The sequence below is a fragment of the Knoellia remsis genome, from assembly GCF_003002895.1.
GTDB lineage: Bacteria > Actinomycetota > Actinomycetes > Actinomycetales > Dermatophilaceae > Knoellia > Knoellia remsis.
Genome location: NZ_PVTI01000012.1, coordinates 12,727 through 27,529, shown reverse-complemented (window position 1 = coordinate 27,529; position 14,803 = coordinate 12,727). Strand labels below are relative to the sequence as shown.

Here is a 14,803-nt window from a genome sequence, read left to right as displayed (position 1 = left end):
GCCACCAGGAGAGTTCATGCCCATCGCCACCCCCGAGGTCTACGCCGACATGCTCGACCGGGCCAAGCGCGACGCCTTCGCCTACCCGGCCATCAACATCACCTCGAGCCAGACGATCACCGCGGCCATCCGCGGCTTCGCCGAGGCCGGCAGCGACGGCATCATCCAGGTCTCGACCGGCGGAGGCGAGTACGCCTCCGGCTCGACGATCAAGGACATGGTCACCGGCGCCAAGGCTCTCGCCGCCTACGCCGAAGAGGTCGCGAAGAACTACCCCGTCAACATCGCCCTGCACACCGACCACTGCCCGAAGGACAAGCTCGACGGCTTCATCCGCCCGCTGCTCGCCGCGAGCGCCGAGCGTGTCAAGGCCGGCGGTCTGCCGATCTTCCAGTCGCACATGTGGGACGGGTCGGCCGTGCCGCTCGAGGAGAACCTCCAGATCGCCGAGGAGCTGCTCGAGCTCTGCCGCGCGGCCAAGGTCATCCTCGAGATCGAGGTCGGGGTCGTCGGTGGCGAGGAGGACGGCGTCGCCAACGAGATCAACGACAAGCTCTACTCCACCCCCGAGGACGCCATCGCCACCGCCCGTGCCCTCGGCACCGGAGACCGCGGCTACTACATGACCGCCCTCACCTTCGGCAACGTCCACGGCGTCTACAAGCCGGGCAACGTCAAGCTCAAGCCGGAGGTCCTCAAGGCCGCGCAGGACGCCGTGCACCAGGAGTTCACGACCGAGGACGACAAGCCGTTCCACCTCGTCTTCCACGGCGGCTCGGGCTCCACGCCCGAGGAGATCGCCGCCGCCGTCGACTACGGCGTCGTGAAGATGAACGTCGACACGGACACCCAGTATGCCTTCACCCGCCCCGTGGTCGGCTACATGATGACCAAGTACGACGGCGTCCTCAAGATCGACGGCGAGGTCGGCAACAAGAAGGACTACGACCCGCGCGCCTGGGGCAAGGAGGCCGAGGCGGGGATGGCGGCCCGCGTCGTCGAGGCCTGCGAGAACCTCCGCTCGGCCGGCACCCACCAGTCCTGAACGGCGGGAGTGACCCGATGAGCGAGAACCTGCTCGGCATCCCCGAGACCCGGCTGCCGGAGGACCCGGCGGCGACCCGGCTGGAAGCCGGCGTCGCCGCGGACCAGGTCGCGGCGGCATACCCCACGTCGTCGCTGGCGTGGGCGACCCTCGCCGAGGACGCCCTCGCGGACGGACGCACGATCGAGGGCTACGCCTACGCCCGCACCGGCTACCACCGCGGGCTCGACGCGCTGCGGCGGGCCGGCTGGCGCGGCCAAGGGCCGGTGCCGTGGGAGCACGAGCCGAACCGCGGCTTCCTGCGGGCGCTCGCGGCGTTGTCCCGGGCGGCCGGCGCCATCGGTGAGACCGACGAGGAGCGGCGCTGCGCCGACTTCCTGCGCGACTCGTCGGCCACGGGAGCCCGCGAGCTCGGTCTCTGAGCCGAACGCGACGGCACGCATGCGAGAAGGGCCCGGACGGTGTCCGGGCCCTTCTGCTGCCCCTGCCAGGGCGCCTCGCGCCGAAGCGCGAACGTCCGTTGTGTCCCCTGCCACCTCGGACGTGATGGACCCATCATGCACGGTCCTCACAGGTTTCTCGGGCACTCAGATGCCATTGGCAGTATCCTGCCAACAACTGTTCGGGAGTACCCGGCAGTAGACCCCTCGGAAGGGTGGAGACGATGCCCAGCGTCGACACGATGTCGCCCGCGCGGATGCTCGAGGAGTACATCGACCGCGAGGACGCCCGCATCGAGGAACGGCTGCGTGACCTGCGCCAGGTGCGCGGCCTCATCGAGACCCTGACCCCCGGCGAGACGGTCCAGCGCGAGGGGGTCGAGCCGATCGCCGACGACATCGCCCCGACCGTCGTCCAGCGGCTCATCCACGAGGCGAGCGGGGTGCTCCGCACCCTGATCATGGCGCTCGACACCGGCCCCGGCGTCGACGAGGCGACCGTGCGTGACAACAAGCAGTGGATGGCCGAGGGCAACGAGCAGCGCGCGATCTACCCCGCAGGGGCCCTCGACGCCCCGCCCAGCCTGCAGTGGCTGCGCTCGTGGGCCTCGATCGGCGAGCAGCAGCGTCTCCTCCCGACCGTCGCCACGGAGTTCGCCGTCTTCGGCACGACCGGCGCGGTCGCCCTCGCGAAGTGGGGCGACCTCTCCTCCGGCTACGTGCTCGTCCGGGACCCGCTCCTCATCGCCGGCCTCACGGCCTACTTCGACCTCGCCTGGGAGCACGCGCACGCGGTGCCGTTCGCCGCGAGCCTGCCCGGCGACGAACGCCTCGTCGAGCTGCTCGGCATGGGCCTCAAGGACGAGGCGATCGCGCGCTTCCTCGGCATCGGACTGCGCACGGTCCGGCGCCGCATCGCCGCCCTCATGGCGGTGCACGGCGTCGACACCCGGTTCCAGCTCGGCGTCGCGATCGCCGAGCAACGGCTGTCGAACGCGCAGTCAGCGAACGGCCACCGGCGCCCGCAGGCGACGGTGGGCACCCGGCATACCCGTTAGTCTTGGTGCGACCGGGGCCCGCCGCGATCCACGCGTCGGGCTCCTCGCATGTCACGCAGCCGCGGGCCGTCCGCGCAGGGAAGGAACCGAAGACGTATGCCGGCAATCGTGCTCGTCGGAGCCCAGTGGGGCGACGAAGGCAAGGGCAAGGCGACCGACCTCATGGGCGAGGACGTCGACTACGTCGTGAAGTTCAACGGCGGCAACAACGCCGGCCACACCGTCGTCATCGAGGGCGAGGACGGCCAGCGCGAGAAGTACGCCCTGCACCTGCTGCCCTCCGGCATCCTCACGCCGAGTGTCACGCCCGTCATCGGCAACGGCGTCGTCGTCGACCTCGAGGTGCTCTTCCAGGAGCTCGACGGGCTCGAGGCGCGCGGCGTCGACACGAGCAAGCTGCTCATCAGCGCCAACGCGCACGTCATCGCCCCCTACAACCGCACCCTCGACAAGGTGACCGAGCGCTTCCTCGGCAAGCGCAAGATCGGCACGACCGGCCGCGGCATCGGCCCGACCTACGCCGACAAGATGAACCGCGTCGGCATCCGCATCCAGGACATCTTCGACGAGGGCATCCTGCGCCAGAAGGTCGAGGCGGCGCTCGCGTTCAAGAACCAGGTGCTCGTCAAGATCTACAACACGCGCGCGGCCGAGGTGGACCGGGTCGTCGAGGAGCTTTTGTCGTATGCCGACCGGTTGCGTCCCATGGTCGCGGACACCGCGCTGGAGCTCGAGAAGGCCCTCAACGACGACAAGAACGTGCTGCTCGAGGCCGGGCAGGCGACGCTGCTCGACGTCGACCACGGCACCTACCCGTTCGTGACGTCGTCGTCGGCGACGGCCGGCGGTGCGTGCACCGGCTCGGGCATCCCACCGACGCGGGTGTCGCGGGTCATCGCGATCCTCAAGGCGTACACGACCCGCGTCGGTGAGGGGCCGTTCCCGACCGAGCTCTTCGACGACTTCGGCGAGCACCTGCGCAAGGTCGGCGCGGAGTACGGCACGACGACCGGGCGGCCGCGGCGCTGTGGCTGGCTCGACGTCGTCATCGGCCGGTACGCCACGCGCATCAACGGTGTCACCGACTTCGTCATCACCAAGCTCGACGTGCTCACCGGGCTCGAGACGGTGCCGATCTGCGTCGCCTACGACGTCGACGGCGTCCGGCACGACGAGATGCCGGTCGACCAGAGCGACTTCCACCACGCGACGCCGATCTACGAGGAGCTGCCCGGCTGGTGGGAGGACATCTCGGGTGCCCGGACGTTCGAGGAGCTGCCCGAGAACGCGCAGAAGTACGTCCTGCGGGTCGAGGAGCTCATCGGCGCCCGCGTCTCGGCGATCGGCGTCGGCCCGGGCCGGCACGAGATCATCGAGCGCCACCCGCTCATCTGACCCGCAGCGTCACCCGTACATCTGACCCGCAACGGTTCGTGAACCACGGCGTGCTTCGTAAACTGGATCGATCCGGACTGCGAAGGAGGCCATGGTTCGCGAACCGGATCGGGTAGACAGGTCAGCCGACGCGCAGGACCGTCATGCGGTGCGCGGCGCGGGTGAGGACGACGTAGAGCACACGCACCCCACCCGGTGACTCCTCGACGATGCCGTCCGGGTCCACGACGACCGTCGCATCCCATTCGAGCCCCTTGGTCGACAGCGGGTCGATGACCTGGACCCGGCCGTCCCCGGCGCCGTCGAGGTGGGCAAGCCGGTCCACCCAGCGCGCCGGGGTGATGACCGCGATGGAGCCCTCGACCTCACCGAGCAGCTCGTCGACGGCCAGCTCGACCGCCGTGGTCGGTGGCGCCTCGACCACGCGCTCCACCGGGTCGACACCGGTGTCGCGCACCGCCTCCGGGATGTCGGCGTCCGGCACGAGCGGCAGGATGACGTCGCGCGCGTAGTCGAAGATCTCGCGGGCGTTGCGGTAGTTCGTGTCCATGTGGAAGCTGCGCACCTGCTGCGAGCCGTAGGCCTCGCGCCGTGCCTCTGCCGCCTCGTCGAGGTCGGCCCACGACGCCTGCGCCGCGTCGCCGACCACGGTCCACGACGCGCCCCGACCGCGCCGGGCGAGCATCCGCCACTGCATGGGGGAGAGGTCCTGCGCCTCGTCGACGAGGACGTGCGCGCTGCTCGACGGTCGGTCGATCCGCCCGTGCAGCAGGCGTTCCCGGGCATCGCTCGGCGCGACGACCGAGCCGCCGGCGCGTTGCGCACGCGACTCGCGGGCCACCGCCTCGGGCCCCCCGAGAGCCTGCGCCGCCGCCCGCTCGTCGAGCTCCTCGATCTCGTAGAAGCCGCGCTCCTCGGGTTCGGTCTCCTGCACCGGTCCGAGTCGGGCGGCGAGGTCGTCGATGAGGGCGACGTCCGCGACGGACCACGTGCCGCGCTCGAGCGCTTCGCGGATCGACCCGGCGAACGCCGCCGCCTCCTCGTGGTCGAGCACGCCGCGCGCGAGCGTCACGACGTCGTCGGTGTCGCCGAGGGCGAGCAGGACCTCGCGCGGGTCGAGCTGTCGCCACCACGTCGCCATGAACTCGTCGACGTCGCGTGAGGAGTCGAAGGCGTCGAAGAACGCGTCGCGGTCTCCCTGCCCCACGCTCTCCCATGCGGCACGCGCCAGCTCCTCACGGGCCTGTGCCGTGGCGAGGTTGTGCTGGGCGGAGCGCAGGACGCGACGCCGGATCCGTTGCAGGACAGGCCCATCCACGCGCACGGCCGCACCAGCAACGAACGCGCGGAACTGCTCCGGCGCGCCCTCCGGCGCACGTCCCGCTGCCCGCGACAGCAGCCGCCGGATGCGCAGCGACCCCTTGATCGCGGCCACCTCGGGCTGGTCCGTGCGCGTCGCGGTCACCCCGTCGACGAGGTCGCCGAGAGCGCGCAGCGCCACGGACTCCTCACCGAGCGAGGGCAGGACGCGTTCGATGTATGCCGTGTAGGCGGCCGACGGCCCCACGACGAGGATGCCGCCGCTCTCGAAGCGTCGCCGTTCGGAGTAGAGCAGGTATGCCGCCCGGTGCAGTGCGACGACCGTCTTGCCCGTGCCGGGACCGCCGGTGATCTCGGTGACGCCGCGGGAGGGCGCGCGGATCGCCTCGTCCTGGTGGCGCTGGATCGTCGCGACGATGTCGCGCATCCGCCGCCCGCGGCTGCGGGTCAGGGCGGCGATGAGGGCGCCGTCTCCGACGACGACGATGTCGTCCGGTGCCTCGGGGACCATGAGGTCGTCCTCGACGCCGATGACGGTCGCGCCGGACGAGCGCAGGACCCGGCGACGGATGACACCCATCGGGTCCACCGGCGTCGCCCGGTAGAACGCTGCCGCGGCCGGCGCCCGCCAGTCGATGACGAGCGGCTCGTAGTCGTCGTCGCGGACACCGAGCCGGCCGATGTGCCGGATCTCCCGCTCGGCGGCCGGGGTCTCCACCGAGCCGAGGTCCAGCCGCCCGAAGACGAGCCCCTCGTACTGCTTCTCGATCGCAGACCGGCGCTTCGCGGCGGCATACACGAGCGCGTCGCGCTCGAAGAGGCCGGTGAGCTCCTCGTCGCGGACGTCGCCGGTGCGGCTCGTCCGACCACGCGCGAGGCCATCGGCCTCGACGTCGGCGGCACGGGTGGCTGCCTTCTCCAGCTCCGCGTAGACGCGGTCGACGTGCGCCTGCTCGAGCTCGATCTCGCGGGCAACCTCCGCCGACGTCTCGGCGGAACCGGCGCGCGTGGCCGTCACGGTCGTCAGCCCTCCCTGCGAGGCGTGTCGGGTGCGCCGGGTGCGAGCGCACGGAACTCCCGAGTCTACGGGGCCTTGGCTGGGAGAAACCTCAGAGGTAGCCGCGTCGCACAGCGGTCGTGCCGGCCTGGAACCGGGTCGTCGCGCCGAGCTCCTCCATGATGGCGCGCACCCGCCGTTCGACGGTGCGCTGGGAGATGGACAGCTGGCGCGCGATGGTCTGGTCACTGGCACCGGCCGCGAGCAGCGCCAGCACCTGCCCGTCGCGCTCGCTGAGCCGTCCGAGCGCGGCACCCTGTGGGGAACGCGGTAGGGGCGTGGCCAGCGAGAAGAGGCCGATGCACATGTCCATGAGCGCGCTCGCGAGCTGCCGCTGCCGGACGAAGAGCGACCCTCCGCCCTGCGGTTCGAGGTGGCTGATGTCGATGACCGCCGACGCCCGGTCGACGGCGAGCACCGAGAACGCGAGGTGCGGGGTGAGTCGGACGTCGACGCCGTCTGCGCGGATCGCCTCGAGCGCGGCGAACGCGCCCTCCACCTCGAGAATGGACTGTTCGAAGACCGCCATCCGCTCGAGCCCGCCGGCCCGGGCGGTCGGCTTCGCCACGATCGACTCGGCGTGCCGGATGACGACCTGGTCCATCCGCTCGCTGCGGGCGACGAGGCGGACGATCCGGCTCTCCGCACCGCGAGCCGCGCGGAAGAAGGCGTTCTCGATGTCGTCGACGGTGTCGAGCAGCCGGATCTCACGACTCGCGTCCGTGGAGCCGTCGCCGGCCCGTGCCGCGCTGTACATGTGTGCCAGACCCTCGATCGCCGACCGCGTCGCCCTGGCCTGCCGTTCGAGGTCGGCGGCGTAGGCCGGCAGGGTCGTCTCGGGTGGCGCGACGTCGATGGCGTCACGCCGTGATGCGTCGACGAGACCGCGCGCCTGCAGCGTGGTCAGGGCGGCGACGATCTCGGGCTCGCTGAAGCCCTCCTTCGCGAGGTGGCTGCGCCGCGGGGAGGGATCGCGCAGCAGATGCATGTAGACCCGCGTCGAAAGCTGGTCCCCGGGCGCGCGGGGCTCCGGCTGCTCGGTCACGCCCCCACGATATGGCGGAATCGCGACATTGTCAGGAACCCGCCGCCATTCGGTTTGGATGAACGGTGAACGACGTGTCATGGTTGGCGAGTCGACATCGTCGACGTTCACGCAGAGCGCCGGTTCCCCCCAACCGTGAGCGCCGCGTGGACGGGCGCGGTGCACCTGGGGGTACCCCCCTGCTCCCCGGGCGCACCGCGCCCACCTTTTTCTCCCGAAGGTGGGCCTCTCACGAGCAGGTATGCCGTCCGCTCGCCCTGCCGTTCGCGGTCACCTGCCGCGCCTCTAGGCTGGGCGACCATGAAGGTCCTCGTCGTCGGCTCTGGTGCCCGGGAGCACGCCATCGTCCGCAGCCTCGCCGCCGACCACGCCGTCGACGCGGTCATCGTGGCGCCCGGCAACCCCGGCATGGACGTCATCGCCCTGTGCGAGCCCCTGTCGGACGCCACCGATGCCGGTGCCGTTGTCGAGCTCGCGCGCCGTCATGAGGTCGACCTCGTCGTCGTCGGACCTGAGGCCCCGCTCGTTGCCGGGGTCGCGGATGCGTTGCGGGACAACGGGTTCGACGTCTTCGGTCCGTCCGCCGAGGCTGCGCGGCTCGAGGGCAGCAAGGCCTTCGCCAAGGAGGTCATGTCGGCTGCCGACGTGCCGACCGGCATGGCGCACCTCGCCACGACGCTCGACGAGGTGGCCGAGTCGATGGACGCCTTTGGTGCGCCGTACGTCATCAAGGACGACGGGCTCGCCGCCGGCAAGGGCGTCGTCGTCACCGAGGACCGTGAGGCGGCGCTCGCGCACGCGCAGGCGTGCCTGGCCAAGGAGGGTGGTCGCGTCGTCGTCGAGGAGTTCCTCGACGGCCCAGAGGTGTCGCTCTTCGTCGTCAGTGACGGAGTGAGCGTCGTGCCGCTGTCGCCGGCGCAGGACTTCAAGCGCGTCGGCGACGACGACGCCGGCCCAAACACCGGCGGCATGGGCGCCTACACACCGCTCGACTGGGCGCCGGACGACCTGGTCGAAGACCTCGTGGCGCGCGTCGCCCAGCCGACCATCGACGAGATGCGGCGGCGGGGCACGCCGTTCGTCGGGGTGCTCTTCATCGGGCTCGCCCTCACCTCGCGCGGGCCGAGGGTCATCGAGTTCAACGCCCGCTTCGGCGACCCCGAGACCCAGGTCGTCCTCGCCCGGTTGCTCACCCCGCTCGGTGGGCTGCTCAAGGCCGCCGCCACGGGCCGCCTCGACGACTACGAGGCACTGCGCTGGTCCGACGAGAGCGCCGTTGTGGTCGTCGTGGCAGCCGAGAACTACCCCGGCACACCCCGCACGGGCGACCCGATTACCGGCGTCGACGAGGTCGACGCCGTCCCGTCGGCCTACGTCTTGCACGCCGGCACGGCCCGCGACGCTGACGGCCAGCTCGTCTCTGCGGGTGGGCGCGTGCTCTCCGTCGTCGCGACGGGGGCGGACCTCGCCGAGGCGCGCGAGCGGGCCTATGCCGCAACGGATCTCGTCAAGCTCGATGGCTCGCACCACCGCCGCGACATCGCACTCAAGGCGTCCCGCGGGGAGATCAGCGTCGGCTGATCCGGGCGTGCGGCGTCAGCTGAGTTGGGGCACGACCGTCGCGGCGAACTCCTCGATGTGGTCGAGGTCGGACAGATCGAGCACCTGCAGGTAGAACCGCGTCGTGCCGACCTCGGCGAACCGGCCGATGCGGTCGACGATCTCGTCCGGCGAGCCGGCAAAGCCGTTCTCGCGCAGCTCGTCCACCTCCCGTCCGATGGCGTCGGCGCGCCGCCGCAGGGTGGCCTCGTCGGCGCCGAGGCACAGCACCTGCGCTGCTGACAGCACCAGCGTCGCGGGGTCGCGGCGGCGGTCCTCGCAGGCCGCGCGCACCCCGGCATACAGCTCGGCCGTCCGCTCGGGTGAGGTGAACGCGGAGTTGAACTCCGCGGCATACCGCGCGGCGAGGGCGGGCGTGCGGCGCTTGCCGGAGCCGCCGATGATGATCGGGATCCCACCGGCCTGGGCCGGCTGCACGAGGCCGGGCGCGTCGACGATCGGGTAGTGCGACCCGTCGTGGCTCCACGTCTCACCGGGCGGGGTCGCCCACAGGCCGGTGATGACCGCAAGCTGCTCCTCGAGCAGGTCGAAGCGGTCCTTCACGTCGGGGAAGGGGATGCCGTAGGCCGCGTGCTCCGCCTCGAACCAGCCCGCCCCGAGACCGAGCTCGACGCGCCCACCGGACATCTGGTCGACACCTGCGACCGCGACGGCGAGCGGTCCCGGCAGCCGGAACGTCGCGGCCGTGACGAGCGTCCCGAGCCGGATCCGCGAGGTGTCGCGTGCGAGCCCCGCGAGGGTGATCCACGCATCCGTCGGCCCCGGCACCCCGTCACCGCTCATGTGCAGGTAGTGGTCGGACCGGAAGAACCCGTCGTACCCGGCACTCTCGGTCACCCGCGCGACGGCGAGGAGGTCGTCGTAGGTTGCGCCCTGCTGTGGCTCGGTGAAGATCCGGAAGTCCATGACCCCCAGCCTAGGAACCGCCTCGTCAGTCGTCGATGCCGCGGGCGGCGAGGGCCTCGCCGAGCCGGTCGGCGTGCCGCAGCGAACGCACGATGAGCGGCACCGCGAACGCCCGCGGGCTCGCGCGCAGCCCCCGCGCGTACTGCGCGTCGCGCACCTCCTCGGCCAGCCCGAGCACGACGTGCACCGACCGGATGCCGAGCGCGAGCATGAGCCCCACCCGCTCCGGGTCGACCCCGAACCGGCGCAGCCACCCCGCGACGCGGACCACGACGTCGACCATCGCCGTCGTCCGTGTCGTGAGCGTCACGAGACCCGCGAGCAGCACGAGCGCCACGAACGAGCCGACGACGCCGACCGCCGCCTGCCAGGACGCGAGCAACAGCTGGATCGCGAACAGCGGCACCGCGATCCACGCCAACCGCACCACCTGGCGCAGCAGCAGCCGCACCGGAAGGCGCGCCACGGCATACGCCGCGAGAACCACCACGAAGGCCACGGCGATCTGCCACGGCGCCCGCCACACCGTGAGTGCGACACCCGCGACGAGGAGCGACAGCAGCTTGGTGCCGGCGCCGAGCCGGTGCACCAGCGACGTGCCCGGGTGGAAGAGCGGGACGGCCTGCCCGGCCATCAGCGCATCGCCAGATCGCGGTAGGCCGCGACCGCTTCCGCCGGAGCGCCGTCGTGGACGACGCGGCCGTCGTCGAAGACGAGCACCCGGTCGAACCCGTCGAGCAGGTCGAGGTGGTGAGTCACGAGGATCACCTGCTGGCGCAGCCCGTCGACGAGCCGGCGCACCATCGCTGCGTTGCGCAGGTCGAGCAGCGTCGTCGGCTCGTCGAGGACGAGCACGTCCGGGTCGGTGACGAGGACGCTCGCGAGGGCGAGGAGCTGCTTCTGTCCGCCGGAGAGCAGGTGTGCCGGGTGGTCGGCGTGGTTCTCCAGGCCGTATGCCGTGAGCGCGGCTCGGGTGCGCTCCTCGCGTTCCGCGGTGGACAGGCCGCGACGCCGCAGACCGAAGGCGATGTCCTCGGCGACGGTCGGCATGACGATCTGGGCGTCGGGGTCGGTGAAGCAGAAGCCCACGCGCCGCCGCACCTCGCGCCCGTCGCGGACGGTGTCGAGCCCGTCGACTGTGACCCTGCCCTCGTCGGGGTGGATGAGGCCGTTGAGCAGCCGGACGAAGGTCGACTTGCCCGAGCCGTTGCCGCCGACGACGCCGATGCGATCCTCGACCAGGGTGAGGTCGACGTCGCGCAGGACCTGTCGCCGCGTCGCGCCGTCACCGAAGGCGTGGCTGACAGCGTCGACGCGGATCTCGGGCACGGTTGCGGCAGTAGGGCGTTCGGGAAGTGCGCTCAGGCGGAGACGCGGTCCGGCGCTGCTGACCGGTCGCGGCGGGCCGGGATGAGGCCCGGGTAGGCCGCGTGGACGCCACCGGCGATGACAGCGGCGAGGACCGCCTTGGCGAGGTCGCCGGGGATGAAGACGGCGGACGTCGTCGTGGCCTCGATGAGGCCGAGGCCGCCGACGACGGACATGCCGATGATGCCGGGGACGTAGAGCGCGAGGATGCCGCCGAGGATGTTGGCGATCGCGCCCTGCACGACGCGGTAGGGGCGGCCGATCCGCTCGGTGAGGAGGCCGACGACCCAGGCCGCGATCGGCCAGCCGATGAGGAAGCCGACGCTCGGCCCGACGAAGACGCCGAGACCCCCACGGCCGCCGGCGAGCAGTGGCAGGCCGACGGCGACGAGCGCGAGGAGCAGCAGCACCGAGAGCGCACCGCGCTTCGCGCCGAGGATCGCGCCGGCGAGCATGATGCCCATCGACTGGGCGGTGATCGGCACGGCGATCCCGAACGGCGACACCGCCGGCACGAGGCCGAGGGCGGCGATGATCCCGGCGAAGATGGCGATGAGCGCGAGGTCTCTGGACTTCAGCATGCCCCGTACTGTGCCAGTACCCGAGGTGGTCGCGGAACCGGCTCTCGGCTGGGGGACACCGCCGCACCGCGCGCGGACGACGTCCTACGCACGCATCCGCGACGTCACGGTGAGCGCGATCACGGCGGCCGCGAGCGACATACCCATGATGAGGGCGAAGACGCCGCCGTCGAGGCTGTCGTGGCGAGCCGCGACGAGGGCTCCACCACCGACGGTTGTCAGGGCGCTGCCGAGGCTGGCGCCGACCTGCGAGGCTGCGGTCGCCCGTCCCTGCTCGTGCTCCGGGGCGAGGACGAAGATCTCCGTCGCGAGACTCGGCGACGCCAGTCCCATGCCGGTCGCGGCGAGCGCCCAGCCGACCATGCCCGGGACGAGCCCGACGATCCCGAGCGAGAGCAGGACCGGGCCGACGCCCCCGACGGTGATGAAGGTGAGGCCGAGCCGCACCCGCGCGGCGGCGTCGAGTCGCCGTTGCACCGCGTCGAGGCTGTGCACGGCGGACCCGACCGCCCAGAACACCCCGGTGATCGTGAGGCTGATGCCCGCCACTGCGGGCCCGACGCCCTGGGTGACGTCGAGCATGAGCGGCAGGAAGCCGCCGATCCCGCCGAACGCGATGACGAGCAGCGTCCGCAGCGCGACGACGGCCGGTATGCCGCGTGCGGCCGTGAGCGTGCCGGCGGGCAGTGCGGAGCGCACCGTCGCGACGAGGGCGAGGGAGCCGATGGTGAGCGTGGCCAGCCCAGCGGTGTGGTGTGGTCCGCCGTCGAAGGCGAGCGGGCCACCGACGCTGAGCAGCGCCACCGCAGCGGCGAGACCCACCGCGGGTGCCAGCGGCGCGGCCCCGGCGTCGGTGCCCTCGGCCGGGCGGGCGCTGCCCACCCGGCGCAGTCCCGGCAGCAGGACCGCGAAGAGCGGGGCGACGAGCAGGGACGGCAGGAGGAAGACGAGCCGCCATCCGACGAGCGACTCCGCGACCCCGGCCACACCGGGCCCGACGAGGCTCGGCACGATCCACGCCGCCGCGAACGTCGCAAAAACCTTGGCGCGCAGGTGTTCTGGCAAGGCGCGTGCCGCGAAGACCAGCGTCGACACGTCGATGAGGCCCTCGGCCACGCCCGATATCGCGCGCCCGAGGACGAACACCGCCATGCTCGGTGCCGCCGCCGTGACGAGCTGCGCAGCAACGAAGGTCACGAGACCCGTGACGAGGACGGTGCGTGCCCCGGCCCGGTCGACCCAGCGCCCCGCGACGACGACCGCGACCATGAACGTCACCATCGGCGCGGCGTTCGCCGGTCCGAACCACGCGAGCCCGTCGAGCGCCCGCGCCGCCGTCGGGAGGATGGCGATCGTCGCGCGGTTCTCGAACGCGCCGAGGGTGACGAGTGCGACGATCCCAGCCGCCACAGGGAGGTGCTTGGCGCTGAAGAGCCGTTCCCGCTCGGTGCGTGCCCCGTCCGCGTGAGTGGGTATGCCGTCCGGTCCCGTCCCGGGTTCTGTCGCCGCGTGGCTGGTCGTGGTCATGACGAGCAGCCTGAACTCTCAAGTGCGCTTGAGATCAAGCCGTAGGCTACGGGAGTGGACAAGAACGACGCCCTGCCCATCGGCGAGATCGCGGCACGCAGTGGTGTGAGCGTGCCGACCGTCCGGTTCTACGAGGAACGCGGACTGCTCCACAGCGTGAGGAATGCCGGCAACCACCGCCGGTACCCACGGCATACGCTGCGCCGGATCGCGGTCATCCGCGCGGGCCAACGGTTCGGGCTGAGCTTGGCGGAGATCGGCGAGGCGCTCGCGACGCTGCCCGACGACACGCCACCGACGAAGCGGGACTGGGCGCGGCTCTCGCGGACGTGGCACGACGCGCTGACCGAGCGCATCGAGGCGCTCATCGAGGTGCGCGACGGCATGACCGGCTGCATCGGGTGTGGCTGCCTCTCGGTGTCGTCGTGCCCGATCTACAACGCGGGGGACCAGCTCGCGGCCGACGGTCCCGGCGCCCGACGCTGGCCCCGCGCCGCCCGTGCACAGTGAGCCCGCGCGGCTGACACAATCGCGGCATGACGACGACGCCCGACCAGGCGCCCCTGGCCATCCCCGGCTTCACCCACCTCTACTCGGGCAAGGTGCGCGACCTCTACGTGCCCGACGGGCGTGAGGACGAGCTGCTCCTCGTCGCGTCGGACCGCATCTCGGCGTTCGACTTCGCCCTCGAACCGCCGATCCCGGACAAGGGTGCGGTGCTGACGCAGCTGTCGCTGTGGTGGTTCGAGCAGCTCGAGGACATCGTCCCGAACCACGTGCTGTCGACCGAGGTGCCCGAGGTGGTGGCCGGTCGAGCCGTGCTCGTCAAGCGACTCGACATGGTGCCCGTGGAGTGCGTCGCGCGTGCCTACCTCACCGGCGGCGGGCTGCGCGAGTATGCCGTGTCCGGCACCGTGAGCGGGCTGGAGCTGCCCGAGGGGCTCGTCGACGGCGACCGGTTCGACTGGCCGATCTTCACGCCCTCGACGAAGGCGCCGGAGGGGGAGCATGACGAGCCGATGTCCTTCGAGGCAGTGGAGGAGGCCGTCGGGGCGGGCCTCGCCGCCGATCTGCGCGACCTCACGACGCGCATCCTCGCCCGCGGGAACGAGATCGCGGCCGAGCGCGGCATCCTCATCGCGGACACCAAGGTCGAGTTCGGGCGCGACGCCGACGGGACTCTCGTCCTCGCCGACGAGGTGCTCACGCCGGACTCGTCGCGGTTCTGGCCGGCCGACCAGTGGGAGCCGGGGCACCCGCAGCCGAGCTTCGACAAGGAGTTCGTGCGCGAGTGGCTCATGTCGGCGGAGTCGGGTTGGGACAAGGCGTCGGGCGAGGCCCCGCCGCCGCTGCCCGAGCGGGTCGTCGAGCAGACGCGGGCGAAGTACGTCGAGGCCTACGAGCGCCTCACCGGACGCACCTTCTGAGCCGGACGGGGAAG

14 protein-coding genes are annotated in these 14,803 nt (G+C 71.8%); 7 read left to right on the top strand and 7 right to left on the bottom strand.

Features of this window, described 5'->3' with window-relative positions:
• Positions 1-16: 16 nt before the first annotated feature.
• The 4 genes from fbaA to BCF74_RS08565 all read left to right on the top strand — a co-directional run bounded on the left by fbaA (position 17) and on the right by BCF74_RS08565 (position 3,938).
• Positions 17-1,045 carry a class II fructose-bisphosphate aldolase gene (fbaA, locus tag BCF74_RS08580; RefSeq protein WP_106297547.1) on the top strand — a complete coding sequence of 343 codons (1,029 nt, stop codon included), beginning with the start codon at positions 17-19 and terminating at the stop codon, positions 1,043-1,045.
• A 17-nt stretch (positions 1,046-1,062) separates the two neighbouring features.
• The gene (locus BCF74_RS08575; RefSeq protein WP_106297546.1) at positions 1,063-1,467 is read left to right on the top strand and encodes a DUF3151 domain-containing protein; all 405 of its coding nucleotides are present in this window, start codon (positions 1,063-1,065) and stop codon (positions 1,465-1,467) included.
• A 242-nt stretch (positions 1,468-1,709) separates the two neighbouring features.
• On the top strand, positions 1,710-2,543 hold the full coding sequence (locus BCF74_RS08570; protein ID WP_146132910.1) for a helix-turn-helix domain-containing protein: 834 nt from the start codon (positions 1,710-1,712) through the stop codon (positions 2,541-2,543).
• Between the two features lie 96 nt (positions 2,544-2,639).
• Positions 2,640-3,938 (top strand): adenylosuccinate synthase, encoded by a 1,299-nt coding sequence (locus BCF74_RS08565; protein ID WP_106297544.1) that lies wholly within the window; start codon positions 2,640-2,642, stop codon positions 3,936-3,938.
• Positions 3,939-4,059: 121 nt separating this feature from the next.
• Here BCF74_RS08565 and BCF74_RS08560 read toward each other — a convergent pair whose 3' ends face one another.
• Both BCF74_RS08560 and BCF74_RS08555 read right to left on the bottom strand, forming a co-directional pair.
• Positions 4,060-6,276 carry a HelD family protein gene (locus BCF74_RS08560; RefSeq protein WP_106297543.1) on the bottom strand — a complete coding sequence of 739 codons (2,217 nt, stop codon included), beginning with the start codon at positions 6,274-6,276 and terminating at the stop codon, positions 4,060-4,062.
• A gap of 91 nt (positions 6,277-6,367) precedes the next feature.
• The gene (locus BCF74_RS08555) at positions 6,368-7,360 is read right to left on the bottom strand and encodes a helix-turn-helix transcriptional regulator (protein ID WP_106297542.1); all 993 of its coding nucleotides are present in this window, start codon (positions 7,358-7,360) and stop codon (positions 6,368-6,370) included.
• Positions 7,361-7,660: 300 nt separating this feature from the next.
• Here BCF74_RS08555 and purD point away from each other — a divergent pair, with 300 nt between their 5' ends.
• Entirely contained in the window at positions 7,661-8,941 is a 1,281-nt protein-coding gene (gene purD / locus BCF74_RS08550) for a phosphoribosylamine--glycine ligase (protein ID WP_106297541.1), read from the top strand.
• A gap of 15 nt (positions 8,942-8,956) precedes the next feature.
• On the opposite strand, the gene BCF74_RS08545 is transcribed toward purD, so the two are convergent.
• The 5 genes from BCF74_RS08545 to BCF74_RS08525 all read right to left on the bottom strand — a co-directional run bounded on the left by BCF74_RS08545 (position 8,957) and on the right by BCF74_RS08525 (position 13,362).
• A complete protein-coding gene (locus BCF74_RS08545; protein ID WP_106297540.1) occupies positions 8,957-9,886 on the bottom strand; it encodes an LLM class F420-dependent oxidoreductase in 930 nt (309 codons plus the stop codon).
• A gap of 25 nt (positions 9,887-9,911) precedes the next feature.
• Complete coding sequence (locus tag BCF74_RS08540) at positions 9,912-10,520, bottom strand: energy-coupling factor transporter transmembrane component T family protein (protein WP_106297539.1); 609 nt, start codon at positions 10,518-10,520, stop codon at positions 9,912-9,914.
• Positions 10,520-11,215, bottom strand: a complete 696-nt coding sequence (locus tag BCF74_RS08535; RefSeq protein ID WP_106297538.1) for an energy-coupling factor ABC transporter ATP-binding protein — start codon at positions 11,213-11,215, stop codon at positions 10,520-10,522. Before BCF74_RS08535 ends, BCF74_RS08540 begins: the two co-directional genes overlap by 1 nt.
• A gap of 32 nt (positions 11,216-11,247) precedes the next feature.
• Positions 11,248-11,835 (bottom strand): biotin transporter BioY, encoded by a 588-nt coding sequence (locus tag BCF74_RS08530; RefSeq protein ID WP_106297537.1) that lies wholly within the window; start codon positions 11,833-11,835, stop codon positions 11,248-11,250.
• 84 nt (positions 11,836-11,919) lie between these two features.
• A complete protein-coding gene (locus BCF74_RS08525; RefSeq protein WP_106297536.1) occupies positions 11,920-13,362 on the bottom strand; it encodes an MFS transporter in 1,443 nt (480 codons plus the stop codon).
• Positions 13,363-13,416: 54 nt separating this feature from the next.
• Here BCF74_RS08525 and soxR point away from each other — a divergent pair, with 54 nt between their 5' ends.
• Positions 13,417-13,872: a redox-sensitive transcriptional activator SoxR gene (gene soxR, locus BCF74_RS08520; protein ID WP_106297535.1), complete on the top strand. Its 456-nt coding sequence runs from the start codon at positions 13,417-13,419 to the stop codon at positions 13,870-13,872.
• 26 nt (positions 13,873-13,898) lie between these two features.
• Positions 13,899-14,789 (top strand): phosphoribosylaminoimidazolesuccinocarboxamide synthase, encoded by an 891-nt coding sequence (locus BCF74_RS08515; RefSeq protein ID WP_106297534.1) that lies wholly within the window; start codon positions 13,899-13,901, stop codon positions 14,787-14,789.
• Positions 14,790-14,803: the final 14 nt, after the last annotated feature.